The 16,008-nt window shown below is 73.2% G+C and carries 9 protein-coding genes; 4 read left to right on the forward strand and 5 right to left on the reverse strand.

Going from position 1 to position 16,008, the window contains the following annotated elements; all coding sequences use genetic code 11:
* Positions 1 to 3,934: amino acid adenylation domain-containing protein (locus HMPREF3121_RS10400; RefSeq protein WP_168161401.1), on the reverse strand; the 3,934-nt coding region annotated here is incomplete at its 3' end.
* Between the two features lie 177 nt (positions 3,935 to 4,111).
* On the opposite strand from HMPREF3121_RS10400, the gene HMPREF3121_RS10405 reads away from it, so the two are divergent.
* A complete protein-coding gene (locus HMPREF3121_RS10405) occupies positions 4,112 to 4,903 on the forward strand; it encodes an ABC transporter ATP-binding protein (protein ID WP_210387274.1) in 792 nt (263 codons plus the stop codon).
* A gap of 43 nt (positions 4,904 to 4,946) precedes the next feature.
* On the opposite strand, the gene HMPREF3121_RS10410 is transcribed toward HMPREF3121_RS10405, so the two are convergent.
* Together HMPREF3121_RS10410 and HMPREF3121_RS10415 are read right to left on the reverse strand one after the other, a co-directional pair.
* Positions 4,947 to 6,671 (reverse strand): ABC transporter ATP-binding protein, encoded by a 1,725-nt coding sequence (locus tag HMPREF3121_RS10410; RefSeq protein WP_070523197.1) that lies wholly within the window; start codon positions 6,669 to 6,671, stop codon positions 4,947 to 4,949.
* On the reverse strand, positions 6,668 to 8,299 hold the full coding sequence (locus HMPREF3121_RS10415) for an ABC transporter ATP-binding protein (protein WP_371327341.1): 1,632 nt from the start codon (positions 8,297 to 8,299) through the stop codon (positions 6,668 to 6,670). The genes HMPREF3121_RS10410 and HMPREF3121_RS10415 overlap by 4 nt, the downstream gene beginning before the upstream one ends.
* Positions 8,300 to 8,660: 361 nt before the next feature.
* On the opposite strand from HMPREF3121_RS10415, the gene HMPREF3121_RS10420 reads away from it, so the two are divergent.
* Genes HMPREF3121_RS10420 through HMPREF3121_RS10430 form a run of 3 tightly spaced genes read left to right on the forward strand, consistent with a single transcriptional unit; the run spans position 8,661 to position 13,785 of the window.
* A complete protein-coding gene (locus HMPREF3121_RS10420; RefSeq protein ID WP_070523200.1) occupies positions 8,661 to 9,431 on the forward strand; it encodes a thioesterase II family protein in 771 nt (256 codons plus the stop codon).
* Entirely contained in the window at positions 9,428 to 10,759 is a 1,332-nt protein-coding gene (locus HMPREF3121_RS10425; RefSeq protein WP_070523283.1) for a beta-ketoacyl [acyl carrier protein] synthase domain-containing protein, read from the forward strand. The genes HMPREF3121_RS10420 and HMPREF3121_RS10425 overlap by 4 nt, the downstream gene beginning before the upstream one ends.
* Positions 10,756 to 13,785, forward strand: a complete 3,030-nt coding sequence (locus HMPREF3121_RS10430) for an acyltransferase domain-containing protein (protein ID WP_070523202.1) — start codon at positions 10,756 to 10,758, stop codon at positions 13,783 to 13,785. Before HMPREF3121_RS10425 ends, HMPREF3121_RS10430 begins: the two co-directional genes overlap by 4 nt.
* Before the next feature lie 38 nt (positions 13,786 to 13,823).
* Here HMPREF3121_RS10430 and HMPREF3121_RS10435 read toward each other — a convergent pair whose 3' ends face one another.
* Together HMPREF3121_RS10435 and HMPREF3121_RS10440 are read right to left on the reverse strand one after the other, a co-directional pair.
* Complete coding sequence (locus tag HMPREF3121_RS10435) at positions 13,824 to 14,915, reverse strand: FecCD family ABC transporter permease (protein WP_070523205.1); 1,092 nt, start codon at positions 14,913 to 14,915, stop codon at positions 13,824 to 13,826.
* Positions 14,912 to 15,928, reverse strand: coding sequence for a FecCD family ABC transporter permease (locus HMPREF3121_RS10440; protein WP_224371205.1), 1,017 nt, complete (start codon positions 15,926 to 15,928; stop codon positions 14,912 to 14,914). Before HMPREF3121_RS10440 ends, HMPREF3121_RS10435 begins: the two co-directional genes overlap by 4 nt.
* Positions 15,929 to 16,008 lie beyond the last annotated feature (80 nt).

Genomic DNA, 16,008 nt, shown 5'->3' on the forward strand with positions numbered 1-16,008 from the left:
AGGCGAACGCCTCCCCGCCGATGGCCGCCCGGACGACGCCCGCACGAGGCGAGGCGCCGGGGTGCGCGGCGGTCGGTTCGGGCAGATCGACGTAGCCTTCGAGCTCCGCCGCCCACCACCGCCCCAGCGCCGCCGCCCCGGGACCCGATCGGCTCCGGCGGGCGCGGGCCCCGATGTCCCGGGGCTGCGCAATCGGGCCGGGCGACCAGCCGCTGTTCCCCAAACGCGCCTCGTACGCCGCCGCAAGGTGGTCGAAGAGGGTTTCCAGGGACGAGTGGTCCGCGGCGATGTGGTGGACCGCGACGACGAGCACCGCCCGTTCCGCGCCCACGGCCACGCATTCGAAATGCACCGGAATCTCCTCCGCCACGTTCCAGCGCCTGGCCAGCATCTGCGCCACGTGGCCCGGCACTTCCCCGGCGGGGAGGGTCGTCCACGCCAGCGTCGGCCCGTCCGGGTGGATTCGTTGCACGGGGTGTCCGTCGACGACGGGGTAGGTGGTGCGCAGCCCCTCATGGGCCGCGACGACGTCGGCGACGGCGCCGATCAGCGCGGCATCGTCGCGTGGTCCCCGAAGCACCATCGGCACCACGATCCGGTATCCGTCGTCCGTGACCCGGTCGATCACCCACATGCGATGCTGCCCCGGGGTCAGCGGGTGGTCGGCGGGGCCGTCCGGGGCGTCGTCTCCGGCACCGTACCGGGCGTCGTCCCCGACGCGGGCCACCGCGCCCGATCCCGTGGGGCCGTCGCCCGAGAGCCGAGCCAACGCCCGGGCCGTCGGGTTGTCGATGACGTCCCGCATGGTCACGTGCAGCCCGAGTTCCCGGAGCCGGTGGGTCAGCCGGAGGACCATCAGCGAGTGCCCGCCGAGGGCGAAGAAGGAATCGTCGACGCCCACGTCGTCGGCCCCGAGGCACTCGGCCATCATGGCCGCGATCCGATCCGCCGGACCACCGTCGTCGAGCGGGGCCGGGGTTCCGGGCGTAGCCGCCGACGCAGCGCGGGCCCCGCCGTCCCCGGATTCCCTCGACGGCCGGGGCCGCCGCGCCAGCGCATCCCGGTCGACTTTGCCGTTGCGGTTGAGGGGCAGGTGCCCGAGCGCCTCGACGACCGCCGGGGCCATCGCCTCCGGCAGCAGCCGGGCGGCGTGGGCCACCAGGTCGGGACGGTTGCCGTGCCCGCCGTCGGTGACCGCGAAACCCCTGACGACCCCGTCCCGGACGGTCACCGCCGCGGCATGGACTCCGGGGTGGGCGAGCAGCGCGGCCTCCACGTCGCCCGGTTCGAACCGTACGCCGCGGACTTTCACCTGATCGTCGACCCGTCCGTGGCACACCAGCCCCTCCGGCGTCCGGGACGCCAGGTCCCCGGTCCGGTAGCGGCGCCGCCCGCCGGGGGCCGCCACGAACCGCGCCGCCGTTTCCGCCGCCATGCCCCGGTACCCGCGCGCCAATCCGTCGCCGGACAAGTACAGCTCCCCGATTCGCCCGTCGGGCACCGGGCGCAGCTTCTCGTCGAGGATTTCCGCGGTCAGATCCGGGCGGGGTTCGCCGACGTGCACCACCGGATTCATGGGGTCGGCGGCGAGGATCCCCATCGTCGCGGCGAGCGTCGTCTCCGTCGGCCCGTAGCAGTTCGCGACCGAGCACCGCGGCATGATCCCGTGCATCCGGTTCCGCAGCGGGCCGGGGAACCGGTCGCCGCCGCAGAGCACCCATTCGACCGATCCCAACGCGTCCGTCGGCCGGGACTCCGCCTCAAGGACGAGCTGCTCGACGACGGCGGGGACCCCGTGGACGATCGTCGCCCCGTACGCCGCGACATGATCGAGCATGCGCCGGGCATCGAATTCCGTCCCGGTGGGGGCGCAGAGGAGTTCCCCGCCGGCGGCCAACGTCATGACCACTTCCCCTATGGATGCGTCGAAGCCCGGCGGGGCCGCGTGCAGGAGACGGATGCCGCTGCGGCGGCGCCGTCCGCGCAGCGCCCATTCGGCGTGGCGGGCCAGGCCCCGGTGGGTGACGTCGACGGGTTTGGGCAGCCCCGTCGTCCCGGAGGTGAAGACGATGCAGGCGACGTCGTCGCCGTCCGGCGCGACGTCCGGGACCCCGCGCGTCAGCGGTTCCACCGCCGCGCGGGACGCGACGGCGGCGACGGTCGCGGCTGGGTCGGCGAGGTCCCCGAAGTCCCACAACCCGATCCCGTCGCCGCATGCCCGCCTTACGGCGTCCGGGCAGTCGTCGCCGTGCACGACCGCGTGCACGTCGGCGGAGACCAGCATGGCGGCGAGGCGGGCGGCCGGCACCCTGGGGCTGATTTCGGTCACCGGGATACCCGCCCTCAGGCAGGCCAGGAGAACCGTGATCGCCCGGTGCCCCCGGCCCAGGGCATAGGCGATCGGGGCCCGCCGCGGGTTCCGCCGGGCCAATTCGCCGGCGAGCGACCTCACCTCGGTCTCCAGTTCACCGTAGGTCCAGGAGCAGTCGCCCTCGCGCACCGCGCATGCGCCCGGGGTGTCGCGGAACCACTCGGCGATGAGTTCGACCGGGGACTCGGCGGATCCTCCCGCGTCCGTCCCCTCCACCGCCGCAGCGTCGCCGGTGGTGGTGCCCGCCGCGGGCCCGTCCGGCTCCGCGGGCCCGTCCGGCTCCGCGAAGGCGCGGATTGCCCGGGCCAGGCGACCGGCGAATGCGTGCGCCACCCCGGGCGGCACCCGCCCGGGTTGATGGTCGACCGACACTTCCAGCGCTCCGCCCGCGGTGTTCGCCCGCACCGAGAGGGGCTCGCCGATGATCCCGTTGCGCAGGGGCGCACCGGTCGAGCCGCACGGCCCGGGCGCCCGAGTTTCCTCGAATACGAGGCTGACGTCCGGCATCGTCGTGCGATGCCGTTGCAGGACGTCGGCGATGTCCAGTTCGGCGTCGTCGAGGGCGTCCGCCAGGTGGCCGGCGGCGGAGTGCACCGCGTCATCGCCGGTCCATCCCGGCGGCACGTCGATGAGCACGCTGTTTCCCCGGTACGTGATCGGGGCACCCTCGGCCGGGTCGCCGTGGCGCAGCAGGACGGGCATCGCCACGGTGACGCCGGCTTCCGGCGAGGGCATCGCCTCCGCGAGCGCCGCCAACACCACGGCCGCCGGGCGCACCCCGAGTTCGCGGCACCGCTCCATGACTCGGCGACCGGTTTTCGGGGCAATCGGCGTTTCGATGGATTGCGCCGGCGCCGCCCCCCATCCGGGTTTCGCGACGAGCCCGGTGGGCAGGCATGCCGAGGCTCCCCGCCCGTCCCCGGCAGATGGCGCCGGGCGCGTCGGTTCCGGCGCGGCGAGGGACCTCGGCGGCACGTGTTCCCCGCGCAGGGCGGCGTCGACGTCGCGGGCGAGTATCGCCCAGCACGCGTCGTCCCACCACAGATGGTGGGCGACGATCGCCAACCGGGCGGCGTCCGCGCCGGCGACACCGACGATGAACCGCACCGGGGCCTCGCGGTGCAGGTCCCACCGCATTTCCATTGCTTCGGCGGCCGCGTCGGCGTGGTCCGACTCGTCGACGACGCGCGGCGGCGCCGGGGGCCGGTCATGCACGATGACCCGCGGGGCCGCGGCCGACGCGGCCTCTTCCGGCGATGGTCCCGCACCGGGGGTCGTCAGCGTCGAGCGTAGGGCGGGGTGCGCCGCCGCCACCCGGTCCAGCGCCGCGATGAGCCTGCCGACGGGGACGGAATCCCGGAACCGGTAACTCATCCCGACCGTGAAAGCCCCGCCGGTGGGATCCGTCCGGGCGGCCTCCCACAGCCGGCGCTGAGCCCGGGTGAGAATCACCCGCGCATCGGATTCCGATGCGCCCGGGCCACGTTCGCCCACCCCCGCCACCTGCGCCGCCCGGCGTCGCCGGAGCGCCGCCAACCGGTCGGCGCGCGCCGATTCCGCCACCATCCGCCTCCTAAGTTGCGTTAGCCTAGGCTAAGCATACATACTTAGGTCCAACGCGGTAGCTTTAAATCCGAACTTGCGGCGCGGGCGGATCGGGCGCCCCGAATCGCGCCCGCGCCGACCGAATCGGGCCGTTGGCCCATACTGCGGCCGCGTCGGCCGAGACGGGAGAAACCGGTGCATCCCCCACCCCTGCACGCCGACCGCCTTCGCGTCGGATACGGAAATCACGAGGTGCTCCGCGACGTCAGCGTCACGCTGCCGGCCGGGAAGCTGACCGTCGTCGTCGGCCCCAACGGATGCGGGAAATCCACGTTGCTCAAATCGTGCGCCAGGCTCGTCCCGCTCCGCGGCGGAACCGTGATCCTCGACGGCAGGGACATCCACCGGCTGCCGACCAAGGCGGTCGCCCGGAAACTGGGGCTGCTCCCGCAAGCGCCGTCCGCCCCCGACGGCCTGCTGGTCTCCGATCTCGTCGCGCTCGGCAGGCACCCCTACAGGTCCCTGACGCGGCCCTGGGACGGGGATGACGAACGGGCGGTGGCGCGGGCCCTGGCCCTGACCCGGATGGACGGCTTCGCAGACGAGGAGGTCGACGCCCTGTCGGGCGGGCAGCGCCAACGCGCCTGGATCGCCATGGCCCTGGCGCAGGACACCGAGGTGCTGTTGCTCGACGAGCCCACCACGTACCTCGATTTGGCCACCTGCATCGAGGTCCTGGAGCTCATCCGGGACTTGCACCGCGATCACGGGAAGACGGTCGGGGTGGTCCTCCACGATCTTCTTCTCGCCGCGCGCTACGCGGATGAAACCGTGGTCATGCGCGACGGCGCGGTCGTGGCCGCCGGGCGGCCCGGGGAGGTCTTCACCGTGGACCTGCTCCGGGACGTATTCGGCCTCGACGCGGTCCTGCTCGAGGACCCGGTGAGCGACCGCCCCCTGATCGTGCCCCTCGGCCGGAGCCGGTGACCCGGCGCCCGAACCGGGCCCGGCGCCGAGGCGGCGTCCCGGCTCAGAGCTCCCAGGCCGCCGCCGCGTTTCCCGCCTCCCGGAAGCTCCGGTAGGTGTCGCTGACCTCGACCAGGGTCGCCTCGTCGCCCGTCGCCTCGACGCTCCCGTCGGGCCCCAGGACGATGAACCGGTCGCAGTGCCGCAGGGCCGACGGCCGGTGGGCGACCATGATGACGGTCCTGGTGCGGGCCAGTTCGCCGATGCCCCGCAACACGTAGTGCTCGTTGTGGGCGTCCAGGGAGGAGGTGGCCTCGTCGAGGAGGACGATCGGGGCGTCCTTCAGCAACGCCCGCGCAAGGGAGATGCGCTGCCGTTCGCCGCCGGACAGCCGTTTGCCGCCTTCCCCGACCCGGAGATCGAATCCGTCGTCGTGGCGCGCCGCGATTTCCCCGACGCCCGCAGCGCGGGCCGCGGCCAGAATTTCGTCCCGTCCCGCGTCCGGGCGCCCGACCGCGATGTTGTCCCACAACGTGCCGTCGAACAGGTGCACGTCCTGGAACACCACCGACAGCTGGCCCATCAGGTCGGTGGCCCGGTACTCCCGGACGTCATGCCCGGACACCGTGACCGACCCGGAACCGACGTCCATGAAGCGGGCGATGAGTTTCAGCACGGTGCTCTTGCCGCAGCCCGACGGGCCGATGAGCCCCACCACCTCGCCCGGCGCGACCGAGAAGGAAAGGCCGTTCAGCACGGGCCCCTCCCCCTCGTACCCGAAGACCACGTCCTTGAATACGACGGTCCCGGCCCCGTCCGGCTCAGCCCCTTCCACGGGACGGGGAAGCGACGGTGCCCCGGTGATTTCGGAGATGCGGCCGATCCGGGTCGCGGTCACCCGCAGGGCGCTGGACAAACCGGCCAGCTCGGTCAGCGGGCCGGTGAACCGCGCGGCCAAGGCGATGACGGCCAACGTGGTCGCCGCATCCGTGGCACCGCCGATTCCGCCGTACACCGCCATGACGATGACCGCCGACAAGACGGCCTGGACCCCCGCGCCGCCGAGCATCGAGGCCACCGTCGTTTTCGCCCCGACCCTCCGGTTCGTCACCCGTTCGTCGTCAAGCGCCCCGGCGATCGGCGCGTACGACGCCGCGTCGACCCCGGAGGCCCGCAGCACGGCCTGGTGCCGGGCGAAGTCGACCACGGCGCCCTGCACGGCGATGCGCCGGGCGTGGACGTCGCGCTCCCCCCGCTCGACGACCTTTCCCGCCCAACGGTTCATCCACCAGAGGATCAGCGCCCCGGCCAGGAGCGCCGCCGCCAGCGACACGTCGAGCGCGCCGACGGCGATGACCAGGACAATTCCGCCGGAGAACGTGGACACCACCGGGCTCAGCAGATGGGCGACGGACATCCCCACCGCGGTCGTGCCCGTGATGAGCGCGTCCGACACCGACGCCGCACGCTCGCGGGTGCACCACGACAACGGGACGTCGACCAGGGCATCTGCCGCGCGTTCATGCATGCCGCCGACGACTTCCAGGGCCATCGCGTTCATCGCCAGGGCCTGGAAGAAATGCAGCGCCGCGGCGACCGCGACCAGCACTGCCAGGGCCACGAGCCACCCCGTCGCGGCGGGGGGATCGTCGACGAGCGCACGGGCCAACGGGACCAGCAGGGCCATCGCCGCCCCCGACAACGCCCCGTACACCACGGCGACCAGGAGTTGGGCGACGACGCGTGGGCGGCGCCCATCGTCGACGATGGACAACAGTGCGCGGATCATTCCTTCCCGCCCCTTTCGTCCGCGTTGAGCCGCCCCCACAGATCGGCGTACAGTCCGCCGAGCTCCAGCAGCTCGTCATGCGTGCCGCACTCCGCGACCTTCCCGCGGTCGAGCACGGCGATCCGGTCGCAATGGGCGATGGTGTGGAGGCGGTGAGCGATGACCAGCACCGTGGAGTCCGCCGCAAGGGCGCTCAAAGCACGCTGGATTTGCGCCTCCGAGTTGGGGTCGGCGAAAGCGGTGGCCTCGTCGAGGATGACCACCGGCGCATTCTTCAGCAGCGCCCTGGCGATGGCGATTCTCTGTCGCTGTCCCCCGGACAGCGATGCGTCGGAGTCGACGGGCGTCGCGTAACCGTCGGGAAGCGCCATGATGTCGTCGTGGACCTGCGCCCGGCGCGCCGCTTCGCGGATCTCGTCGATCGTCGCCCCCGGGCGCCCGAGGCGGATGTTGTCCGCGATGGACATGCTGACCAGCTCGGTGTCCTGCAGCACGAAGGCGACGGTGTCGTTGAGCTGCGCGGGCGGAATGTCCCGGACATCGGCGCCCCCGATCCGGATTGCGCCCGACGACGGGTCGTCGAAACGCGCGACGAGCGTCGCCAGCGTCGACTTCCCGGCTCCCGAGGGACCGACGAGGGCCACTTTCGCGCCGTCGGGAACGGACAGGGTCACGTCCCGGAGGACCGCCGCGCCATCCCCGTACCGGTACGTCACGCGATCGATCTCGATGGATCCGTCGGCGATCCGGGCGGGTTCCCGGGCCTCCGGCAGGGCCTCGACGCGGAGGATGTCGGCTATGCGCTGCGCCGCCGCCTCGGCCTGCCTGCGATATTGGGCGCTGAACCCCAGGGACACGACGGTCGACGGAATCACCATCGCGATCAGCGCCGCGGTGATGACCTCGACCGGCCCCACCCACCCGGCCCCGATGAACCACAGCCCGAACGCCATCATCATCAGCAGGATCACGGGGGCCGAGAGCATGACGCCGGCCACCGCGGATCCCATCGTGAGGCTCCGCGCCCAGGCCCCGTAGGTGGCCCGGTACTCCCGGCTGGCCTCCACGAACCGCTCGTGGGCGGTCTTCTGGGTGCCGAAGATCTTCACGACGGCGATGCCGTGGACGAAATCGGCGATGGCCGCGCTCATCGTGCCGAGTGTCTCCGCGATCCGCTCCATTTTCCCCGCCGCCCCCCGCATGGCCACCGCGGACGCAGCACCGTAGGCCACGAGCGGGATAGCCGCGACGAGCGCCAGCCTCCAGTCGAGGACGGCGCACCAGGCGAGCCCCGCCAAGGGCGTCACCACTCCCGCGACTTGCTCGATGCGCGCGTGCGCGACGAGGAAGTGCAGTTCATCGACGTCGTCCGTCACCGCGCGCCGCACCGTGCCCGAGGGTGTCGCGCTGAACCAGCGCAAGGGCGCCCGCGACAGCGCCGTGACGATCCGCCACCGCAGATGGTGCTGCAGACGTGCGTCGGCCGAATGGGACACGGCGAGCGCGGCGGCTTCGGCGAGCGCCCTCACCGCGAGCGCGGTGATGACCGCCGCCACAATCCCGGCCCCCACGGTCCGCCCTTCGACGAGGCGCGTCCCGATCACGCCGATGAGCGCCAACGGCGCCACTGCGGCGACGGACGCCACGACCTGCAACGCGGCGGCCACCCGAAGTTGCCCCGCCACCGGTTCGGTGAGTTCCGCGAGGGATCCGGCCGCAACCGACCCGGCCGGTTCGTCGCGCCCGGGTCCCTCACGCCCGGGTTCGCGGTGCCCCGGCGCCGCTTCCGGGGGTCCTCCGGAGCGCGTCCCCCCGTCCACCGGCACGTCCCGCGCCGTTTCCGCCGTCTCCATGAACCATCCTTCCGAGATCCCGCCAAAAAGGCCCGACATTACAACATTGGTAATGCTAGCCTTAGTTCGTTTCTCGCGCGCGGTTTCGCGCCCTCATTCCGCCCCATCACCTCGATAACGACGTCGGAGTCTGACATTGCACACAACGCAGGACCATTGGTTGCGCAGGTTCTCGGTTTCCCGCGGCCACGCGGGGCCGCACCTGATTCTCTGCCCCCACGCCGGCGCCGGGGCGTCGTCGCAGCGGGAGCTGTCCGACCTTTGCGCGCCCTGGTGCACCCCCTCGGTGGTCCAGTACCCGGGGCGCCAGGACCGGATCGGGCGGACGCCGGCGCGGTCAATCACGGACATCGCCGACGCCGTCGCCCGCGAGTTGGCCGCGCAACCGGCCGCCGATACGCGTGAACTCGTGATTTTCGGCCACAGCATGGGGGCACTGGTCGCCTTCGAGCTCGCCCGGAGCTGCGGGCGCGAGGGGTTGCCGGTCGCGCACCTCGTCGTTTCGGCGGCCGTTCCGCCGCACGCGGTCGCGGCGGAGCCCCGGCACCCCGTGACTGACCGGGGGATCATCGACCGGTTGGTGGGCCTGGCGGGAACCGACGACGCGATCCTCGCCGACCCGGACCTCGTCTCCCTGGCGATCGGGGCCCTCCGAGCCGATTACGCCATGACCGACTCCTACGGATGCGGGAAAGACGCCGCGGTTTCGTGCCCGATCTCGGTTCTGGGCGGTGACTCCGATCCGATCGTCCCCTTCACCCGGCTCTGGGGATGGCGCGCGCACACGACGGCCGACTGCTCGGTGTCGCTCTTCCGCGGCGGGCACTTCTATTTGTCCGCGCAGCTGCCGGCGGTCGCCGAATTCCTCGGACGCGCGTGCACCCCCGTGGCGGTGCCCGTCCCATGATCGCCGCACCGAAGGATCTCCTCGCCGACGACGGGGCAATCGTGATCACCGGCGTCGCCCTCGAGGCCCCGGGCGGGGCCACCTCGTTGGCGACGCTGTGGGGGACGCTGTCCGGGCACGCGGACGCGCTCGGCCCGCTGCCACGCGATCGCGGCTGGGACGTCGAAGGATTGCTCCGTCTCGGGGATGCGCCGGGGTGGGGGCGAATCCCGGATTCCTGCGGCCTGATCCCCGGGGCGACGATGTGGGACCCCGCCGCGTTCGGCGTATCGCCGCGGGAGGCCGCCCTCATCGACCCCCACCAGCGCGTCGCCGTCCGCTGCGCTTTCCGCGCCTTCCAAGCCGCCGGTCTGCGGCCGGGCGACCACGGACTGCGGGACGCGGGCGTGGCATTCGCCGCGCTTCACGACGATTACGGCCCCCGCTTCGGCGTTCCGGGCGAGTATCACGGCGATCTGCTCGTCGGAGTCTCCGCGAGCACCATTTCGGGGCGCATCAGCAACGCGCTCGACATTCGCGGCCCGTCGGTGACCATCGACGCGGGATGCGCCGGTGCGCTCACGGCGATCGACCACGCGGCGGCCATGATCCGGTCGGGCGCCGCGCCGGCGATGATCGCCGGCGGCGTCAGCGTGCTGTGCTCCCCCGGCATGCTCGTGGAGTTCTCCCGGCTCGGCGCCCTCGCCGCGAACGGGCGTTGCCGCCCCTTCGGCAAAGAGGATCGGGGCGTCGTCTGGTCCGAGGGGTCCGCGGCTTTTCTCCTGGAGACGGCCGGTTCCGCCCGCGGCGGCGGCAGGACCCCCATCGCGGTCGTCCATGCCTCCGCGTCGACGCACGGCGGCGGCCGTTCGCCGATGCACGTCCCCGATCGCGACGCCCACGAAGAGGCCATCCGGCGCTGCCTCGATATTTCCGGCTTGGGGTACGACGACGTCGACGTCGTCGAGGCCCACGGCACCGGCACGCGGGCGGGGGATCCCGTGGAGCTGGCCGCGTTGGGGGCGACGTACGGGGCCGCCGCCGCGGCGGACGGGCGCCGCATCCCGATCCGTTCGGCGAAAAGCCATCTGGGCCACGCCCAGGCGGCGGCTTCCGGCCTCGGCCTCTGCGCCCTTATGGCCGGGGCCCGCGAGGGCAGTATCCCGCACCATCTCCTCGAGGGGGAACCGTCGGACGCCATCGACTGGGCCGGTTCCGGTCTGGCGCTCGCGGGGGAAGAACCGTGGCCGGCGCGGGGCGGCTGGCGCACGGCCGGCATCTCCGCGTTGGGAATCAGCGGCACCGTCACCCACGCTCTGGTGGGCTTTCCGGAAGAGGGGCGGTCATGAACGTCACCGACGCAATCGTCCTCGAAGCGCGCACGGCCGAGTCGCTCCGCGCCGAGGCGCGTCAGCTGTTTTCCTACCTCGGCAGGCGTCCGGAGACGACGCCCGCGCAGGTCGCGCATGCTCTTTCCGCCACCCGCCCCCGCGCCCCGCATCGGGCGGTGGTGTCCGCTTCGGGCGGGGCTGAGCTCCGCTCGGCGCTGGCCCATATCGCGGAGGGGCGCCCGCATCCGCGGGTGGCGGCGGCCACGGTTCCTTCGCGGCGGCCGAAGACGGTGGCGGTGTTCCCCGGCCAGGGCCAACAGCGCCCGGGCCTGCTCGCGCCCCTCCACGGGGAGTTCGCGGTGGTCCGCGAGGTGGCGGACGAGTACATCTGCCGCTTCGCGGTCGACCACGGCATCGACGTCCGGGACTATCTCCTGGATCCTCGCGCGTCCGCCGACGTCGACGAAACCACGGTTCAGCCCGCGCTGTTCACGCAGATGATGGCCGTCGCCGCCCTGTGGGAAAGCGCCGGGCTGCCGGTCGACGCAGCCATCGGGCATTCGCAGGGCGAAATCGCCGCCGCGGTGTTCGCCGGGATGACGTCCCCCGCCGACGCCTGCGCGGTGGTCGCGGCGCGCTCCGGGCTGGTCGCCGCGCTGCCTCGACAGGCCATGGCGGTGGTGGGCTGGGACGAACGGAGGTGCCGCGCCGCCATCGCGGGGTGGGCGGGCGACGCGGAGCTCGCCGTGCACAACGCCCCGTCGCTGTGCTGCGTCGGCGGTACCCGGGACGCGGTGACCGGCGTCATCGACGAGGTCGCGCGGTCCGGGGGATTCGCGCGGCTCCTGCCGGTCGGGTACGCGGCGCACACGCCGGCGGTGGCGCCGATCCGCGGGCCGTTCATCTCGCGGCTCCACGCGGAGCTGGGCGAGACGGGATTCCGGGAGGGGCGCATGGAGTGCGTCAGCCCGGCATTGTGCGGCGCCCCGATTCCGCCCGGCGGCGACCAGGCGGAATTCTGGTACGCGAACGTGCGCAACCCGGTCCGCTTCGCCGACGCCGTCGAGGCGGCGTCCGGAAACGGCGACGTCGCGTTCGTGGAAATGTCGGCGCTCGCAACCATCGGGCGTTCGATCGACGAGACCGTGCGGCACGCGCGGCCGGGTTCGGCTCCGTTGATCATCCCGACCGCGGACGGTGCGGGCCCGGCCGGGCCCGAAACGTGGGCGCAGGGGTGGCGGACGGCGTTGGCCAATGGGCTGGCACCGGTTTCGGCGGCCGGGCCCGGCGCCGACGTGGGATTCCCGCCGGACTTCCCGGCGTCGCCCTTCGCGGAAACGCGGATTTGGTTTTCCCCCGGGGATTCCGGGGCACCCGGCGCCGGGGTCGGCCCCGCTTCCCCCACGGCCCCGGACGCCGCCGAGCCGGCGCCGCCCGTCATTCTGGAGGAGAGGTGGGTGCGGCTGCCGCACCTGGGCCAGGAGCGGCCGTCGCCGTTTCAGGCGGGTTCCGCGCCGGAGTGGGCCACGGGGTTGGCCGATGCCGCGCGGAGACAGGGCCTGCCGGAAGCCGGGGCCACCGCGGACGATGCGCCGTCGACAATCATGTGCGGTACGCCGTCGCCGGACATCGGCGGCCGGGACGTCGCCACCGCGATTCGGGCCACGGGGAAGGCGCTCGACGAGGTGCCCGCCGCGCCGCGCGGCTCCCGGCTCGTCTTCCTCACGTACGGCGCGCACGCGGTGGACGGGACGGAGGCCTCGCCGGCGCAGTCGGCGTGCGTGCCGTTGGCGCGGGCCTTCGCGGCGCGGCGCGGGTACAGGTTCCGGCACATCGACCTCCCGGGGCCCGACATGACGCCGGAGTGCATCTCCGCGGCGGTCGCGGCATTGAACGCCCGCGGTGAAGCGGCGCTCGCCGTCCGCGACTCCGGCACTTTCGTCCCGCGCCTTCGTCCGCCCGACGCCGGGGAGTCCCCCGCCGGCGCCGGGGCCCTCGATCACGTCGTCGTCACGGGTGGCCGCGGCCAGGTCGCGCGGCACGTGGTCCGGGCCCTCATCGCCCTGGGGGCGGGCCGGATCACGTTGCTGACGCGGGAGCCGTCGCGCATCCCGCGCGACCTCGCCGCCGCGGCACGGGCCGCCGGGATCCCGATGGACGTCGTGCGCGTGGATCTGCACGAGGGCGAGGACCGCGACGTGGGCGGAGAGGAAAGCCGCGGTGGCGCGATCTCGGCGGATCCTTCCCCCATCGCCGTGGGGCGGCCGGCGACGGCGGTGATCCACGCGGCGTCGGCGTACCCGTCGCTGGATTCCCCGGATTCGCTTTCCGACGCCGCGTGGTTGCGGTCGGCGGCCGTCGATCGGCTCCTGGCCCGGTTGCCGCTGTCCGAGGGGTGCCGGGTCGTGGTGAGTTCGTCGATTGCGGCGACGCTGGCGCACCCGGATACGACGGCCTACGCCGCCGCCGTCGCCGCGGCCGAAGCCCATTGCGCCAATCGGCCGGAGTGGCGCGTCGTCCGATGGGGATTGTGGCCCGGTTCGAACGACGCCCCGGGCTTCGACGCGGTCCGTGCCGCCGACGGGGGCACCGGGCTGCTGCCTTTCGACCCGGTCACGGCGGTGTCCGCGGCGATTCGCATGCGGCCCGGGGTCGGGGTCGTCGCGGCGGCCGATTGGGGCATGCTCCGGCGCGTCTACGACGCGCTGGGGGCGCCGGCTTACCTCGACGGGGACGTGGCCTCCGCCGTCGTCTCCCCGACCGCGTGCGCCACCACCGCAACCACCGGCTCCGCCACCCCACCCGCCACCGCTCCCGCGGGGCCGGGCGACGACGCCGCCGCGGACGTCCGCGGGCTGTGCGCCTCGGTGCTGGGGTACCCCGACGCGGACCAGGTCGACCCAGGGAAGGCCCTGGTGTTGCTCGGTCTCACGTCCCTGCAGGCCATCGAGTTGCAGCGGAAGCTGGCCGACGTCGGCGTCGACGTCCCGGTCTCGGAACTGCTGTCGACCGCGACGATCGCGGACCTCCGGGTGCGCCGCTGACGCGGCCCCCGGCCCCGCGTTCCCGCGGCCCGGCGGCCTCAGCGTCGCCCGCGGGCGCCCAGGAGCAACCTGAAGAAGTAGGCGCCGCCGATGATCATGGTGACCACGCCCGCGGGGATTTCAATGCTCCCGGCGCGGGCGATGGTGTCGGCGCCGAGCAGCAGCAGGCTCCCGATGATCGCGGTGGGGACGAGCGCGAGTCCGGCGGAGCGGGTCAGCCCGCGGGCGATGTGGGGAGCGGCGAGCGCGACGAACATGACGGGGCCGATGACCGCGGTGACCACGGCGGTGGCCGTGACCCCGATGACGAGGAAGGCCACGCGGGTGCGGCGCACGGGTTCCCCGATTGCCGTCGCCACGTCGTCGTCGCACATCATCGCCTTCCCCGCCTGCGCCGCCCAGGGGACCGCCACGGCGATGGCGAGCAGCGCGAGGATCAGCGGGGCGGCGTCGGGAGCGCGGAGCCCGTTGAGCGATCCGAAGCTCCATGACGTCATCGCGGACGCGTAGTTGATGTCCGTCTTCATGATGATGTAGGCGTTGACGGCCGTGAGGGTGGCACTCGTCGCGATGCCGACGACGATGAGCCGGTGGTCGGCACCCCGGGCGCGGGCGCCGGACAGTGCGAGGACCAGGGCGGCTGTGGCGAGTCCGCCCAGGCACGCGCCGAGCGCCGGGACGTAGTCGCCGACGTGCACGCTGACGCCGCCGACGCCGATGTTTCTGCCGCGGCTGGGCGGCAGGAGCATCGTGGCCAGCAGCGCGCCGGTGTATGCGCCCGTGTTGAAGCCGATGATGTCCGGGCTGCCGAGGGGATTGCGGGTGAGCACCTGGAAGAGCGCGCCGCCCAGCGCCAGCAGGGCGCCGCCCACGATCGCCACGGCGATGCGGGGCGTCCGCCATTTCAGGGCGCCGGCGGTGGCCGGGTCGCCGGTGGCCGCGAACAGCGCCTTCAATACTGTCGGCGGGTCCGCGGATGCGGGGCCGACGCCCATGCTGAACAGCGCCAGCACGGCGAGCCCGGCGAGCGCGACGGCGGCCACGACGACGGCGCGGCGCTCGAATCGCACCGGTCGGCCGCGCCAACCCACCGTCCAGGTCGCCCGCCCCGGCACGGTGCTTGCCGTCATTTCATCCCCTTCCGCCGCACGAGGGCGATCAGCAGCGGTCCGCCGAGGAACGCGACCACCAGCCCGGCGGGCATTTCGGCGGGTTGCACGATGAACCTGCCGACGACGTCGGCGACGATGAGGAGCGCGGCGCCGGCGAACAGCGCGACGCCCATCATGCGGCGCGGATCCGGCCCGACCAGGAGCCTCGCGATGTGTGCGGCGAGGAGCCCCGCGAAAGCGATCGGCCCCGCCGCAGCGGTCGCGCCGCCGGCCATGCACGCCACCGCGGCCACGACGAGCAGACGGATTCCGGGGATTCCGATTCCCAGGGACGCCGCGGATTCATCGCCAAGCTGCATCGCGGCCAGGGCCCGGGCGCAGCCGAACGCGACGAGTATTCCCGCGCCGACGATGGGCCCGGCGGCCGCGACGACGTCCAGTCCGCGGCCGTCCACCGAACCGGTGGCCCAGCCGCGCATCAAGTCGAATGCCCGGGGTTCGACGAGCGTCGCGGCCGTCGTCAGGCCGGTGAGGATGGAGGTCACCGCGACCCCGACCAACAGCAGCCGGATGGGCGTCAGCGTACCCAGCCACATCACCAGCGCGGATACGGCGAAGGCGCCGGCGAGGGCCCAGCGGACCTGGTCCCCCGGTGCGGAGATGCCCAGGACCGCGGCGGCGGCCACCGCGCAGGAGGCGCCGGCGTTGACGCCGAGGAGCCCGGGGTCCGCGAGGGGGTTGCGGATGAGCGCCTGCATGGCCACGCCCGCCACCGCGAACCCGGCCCCGCCCATCGCGGCGACGAGGGTCCGCGGGAGCCTCGTTTCCCGCACGATGACGTGGGCGGGGTTTTCCGGGTCGAAATCGTGGATGGCCGCCCACACGTCCGGCAGGGGCAGTCGCGCGGTCCCGAGCGCGAGACTCGCGGCGACGGCCGCCGCGGACAGCAGCATCATCAGCGGGTACGCCGCGATCCGGCGCGGCGTCGTCGAAAGGAGCCGATTCTTTCCCCCCGCACCTGCATCTATCAAGCGTCACCATCCTTGAATAGGCTAGCTTTACCATAGTCCATCTACGATTCTCCCCGGGAACAGGAGTCCCCCCCCCCCCC

This window comes from Corynebacterium sp. HMSC11E11 (genome assembly GCF_001807025.1).
In the GTDB taxonomy this organism is placed as follows: Bacteria; Actinomycetota; Actinomycetes; order Mycobacteriales; family Mycobacteriaceae; genus Corynebacterium; species Corynebacterium freneyi.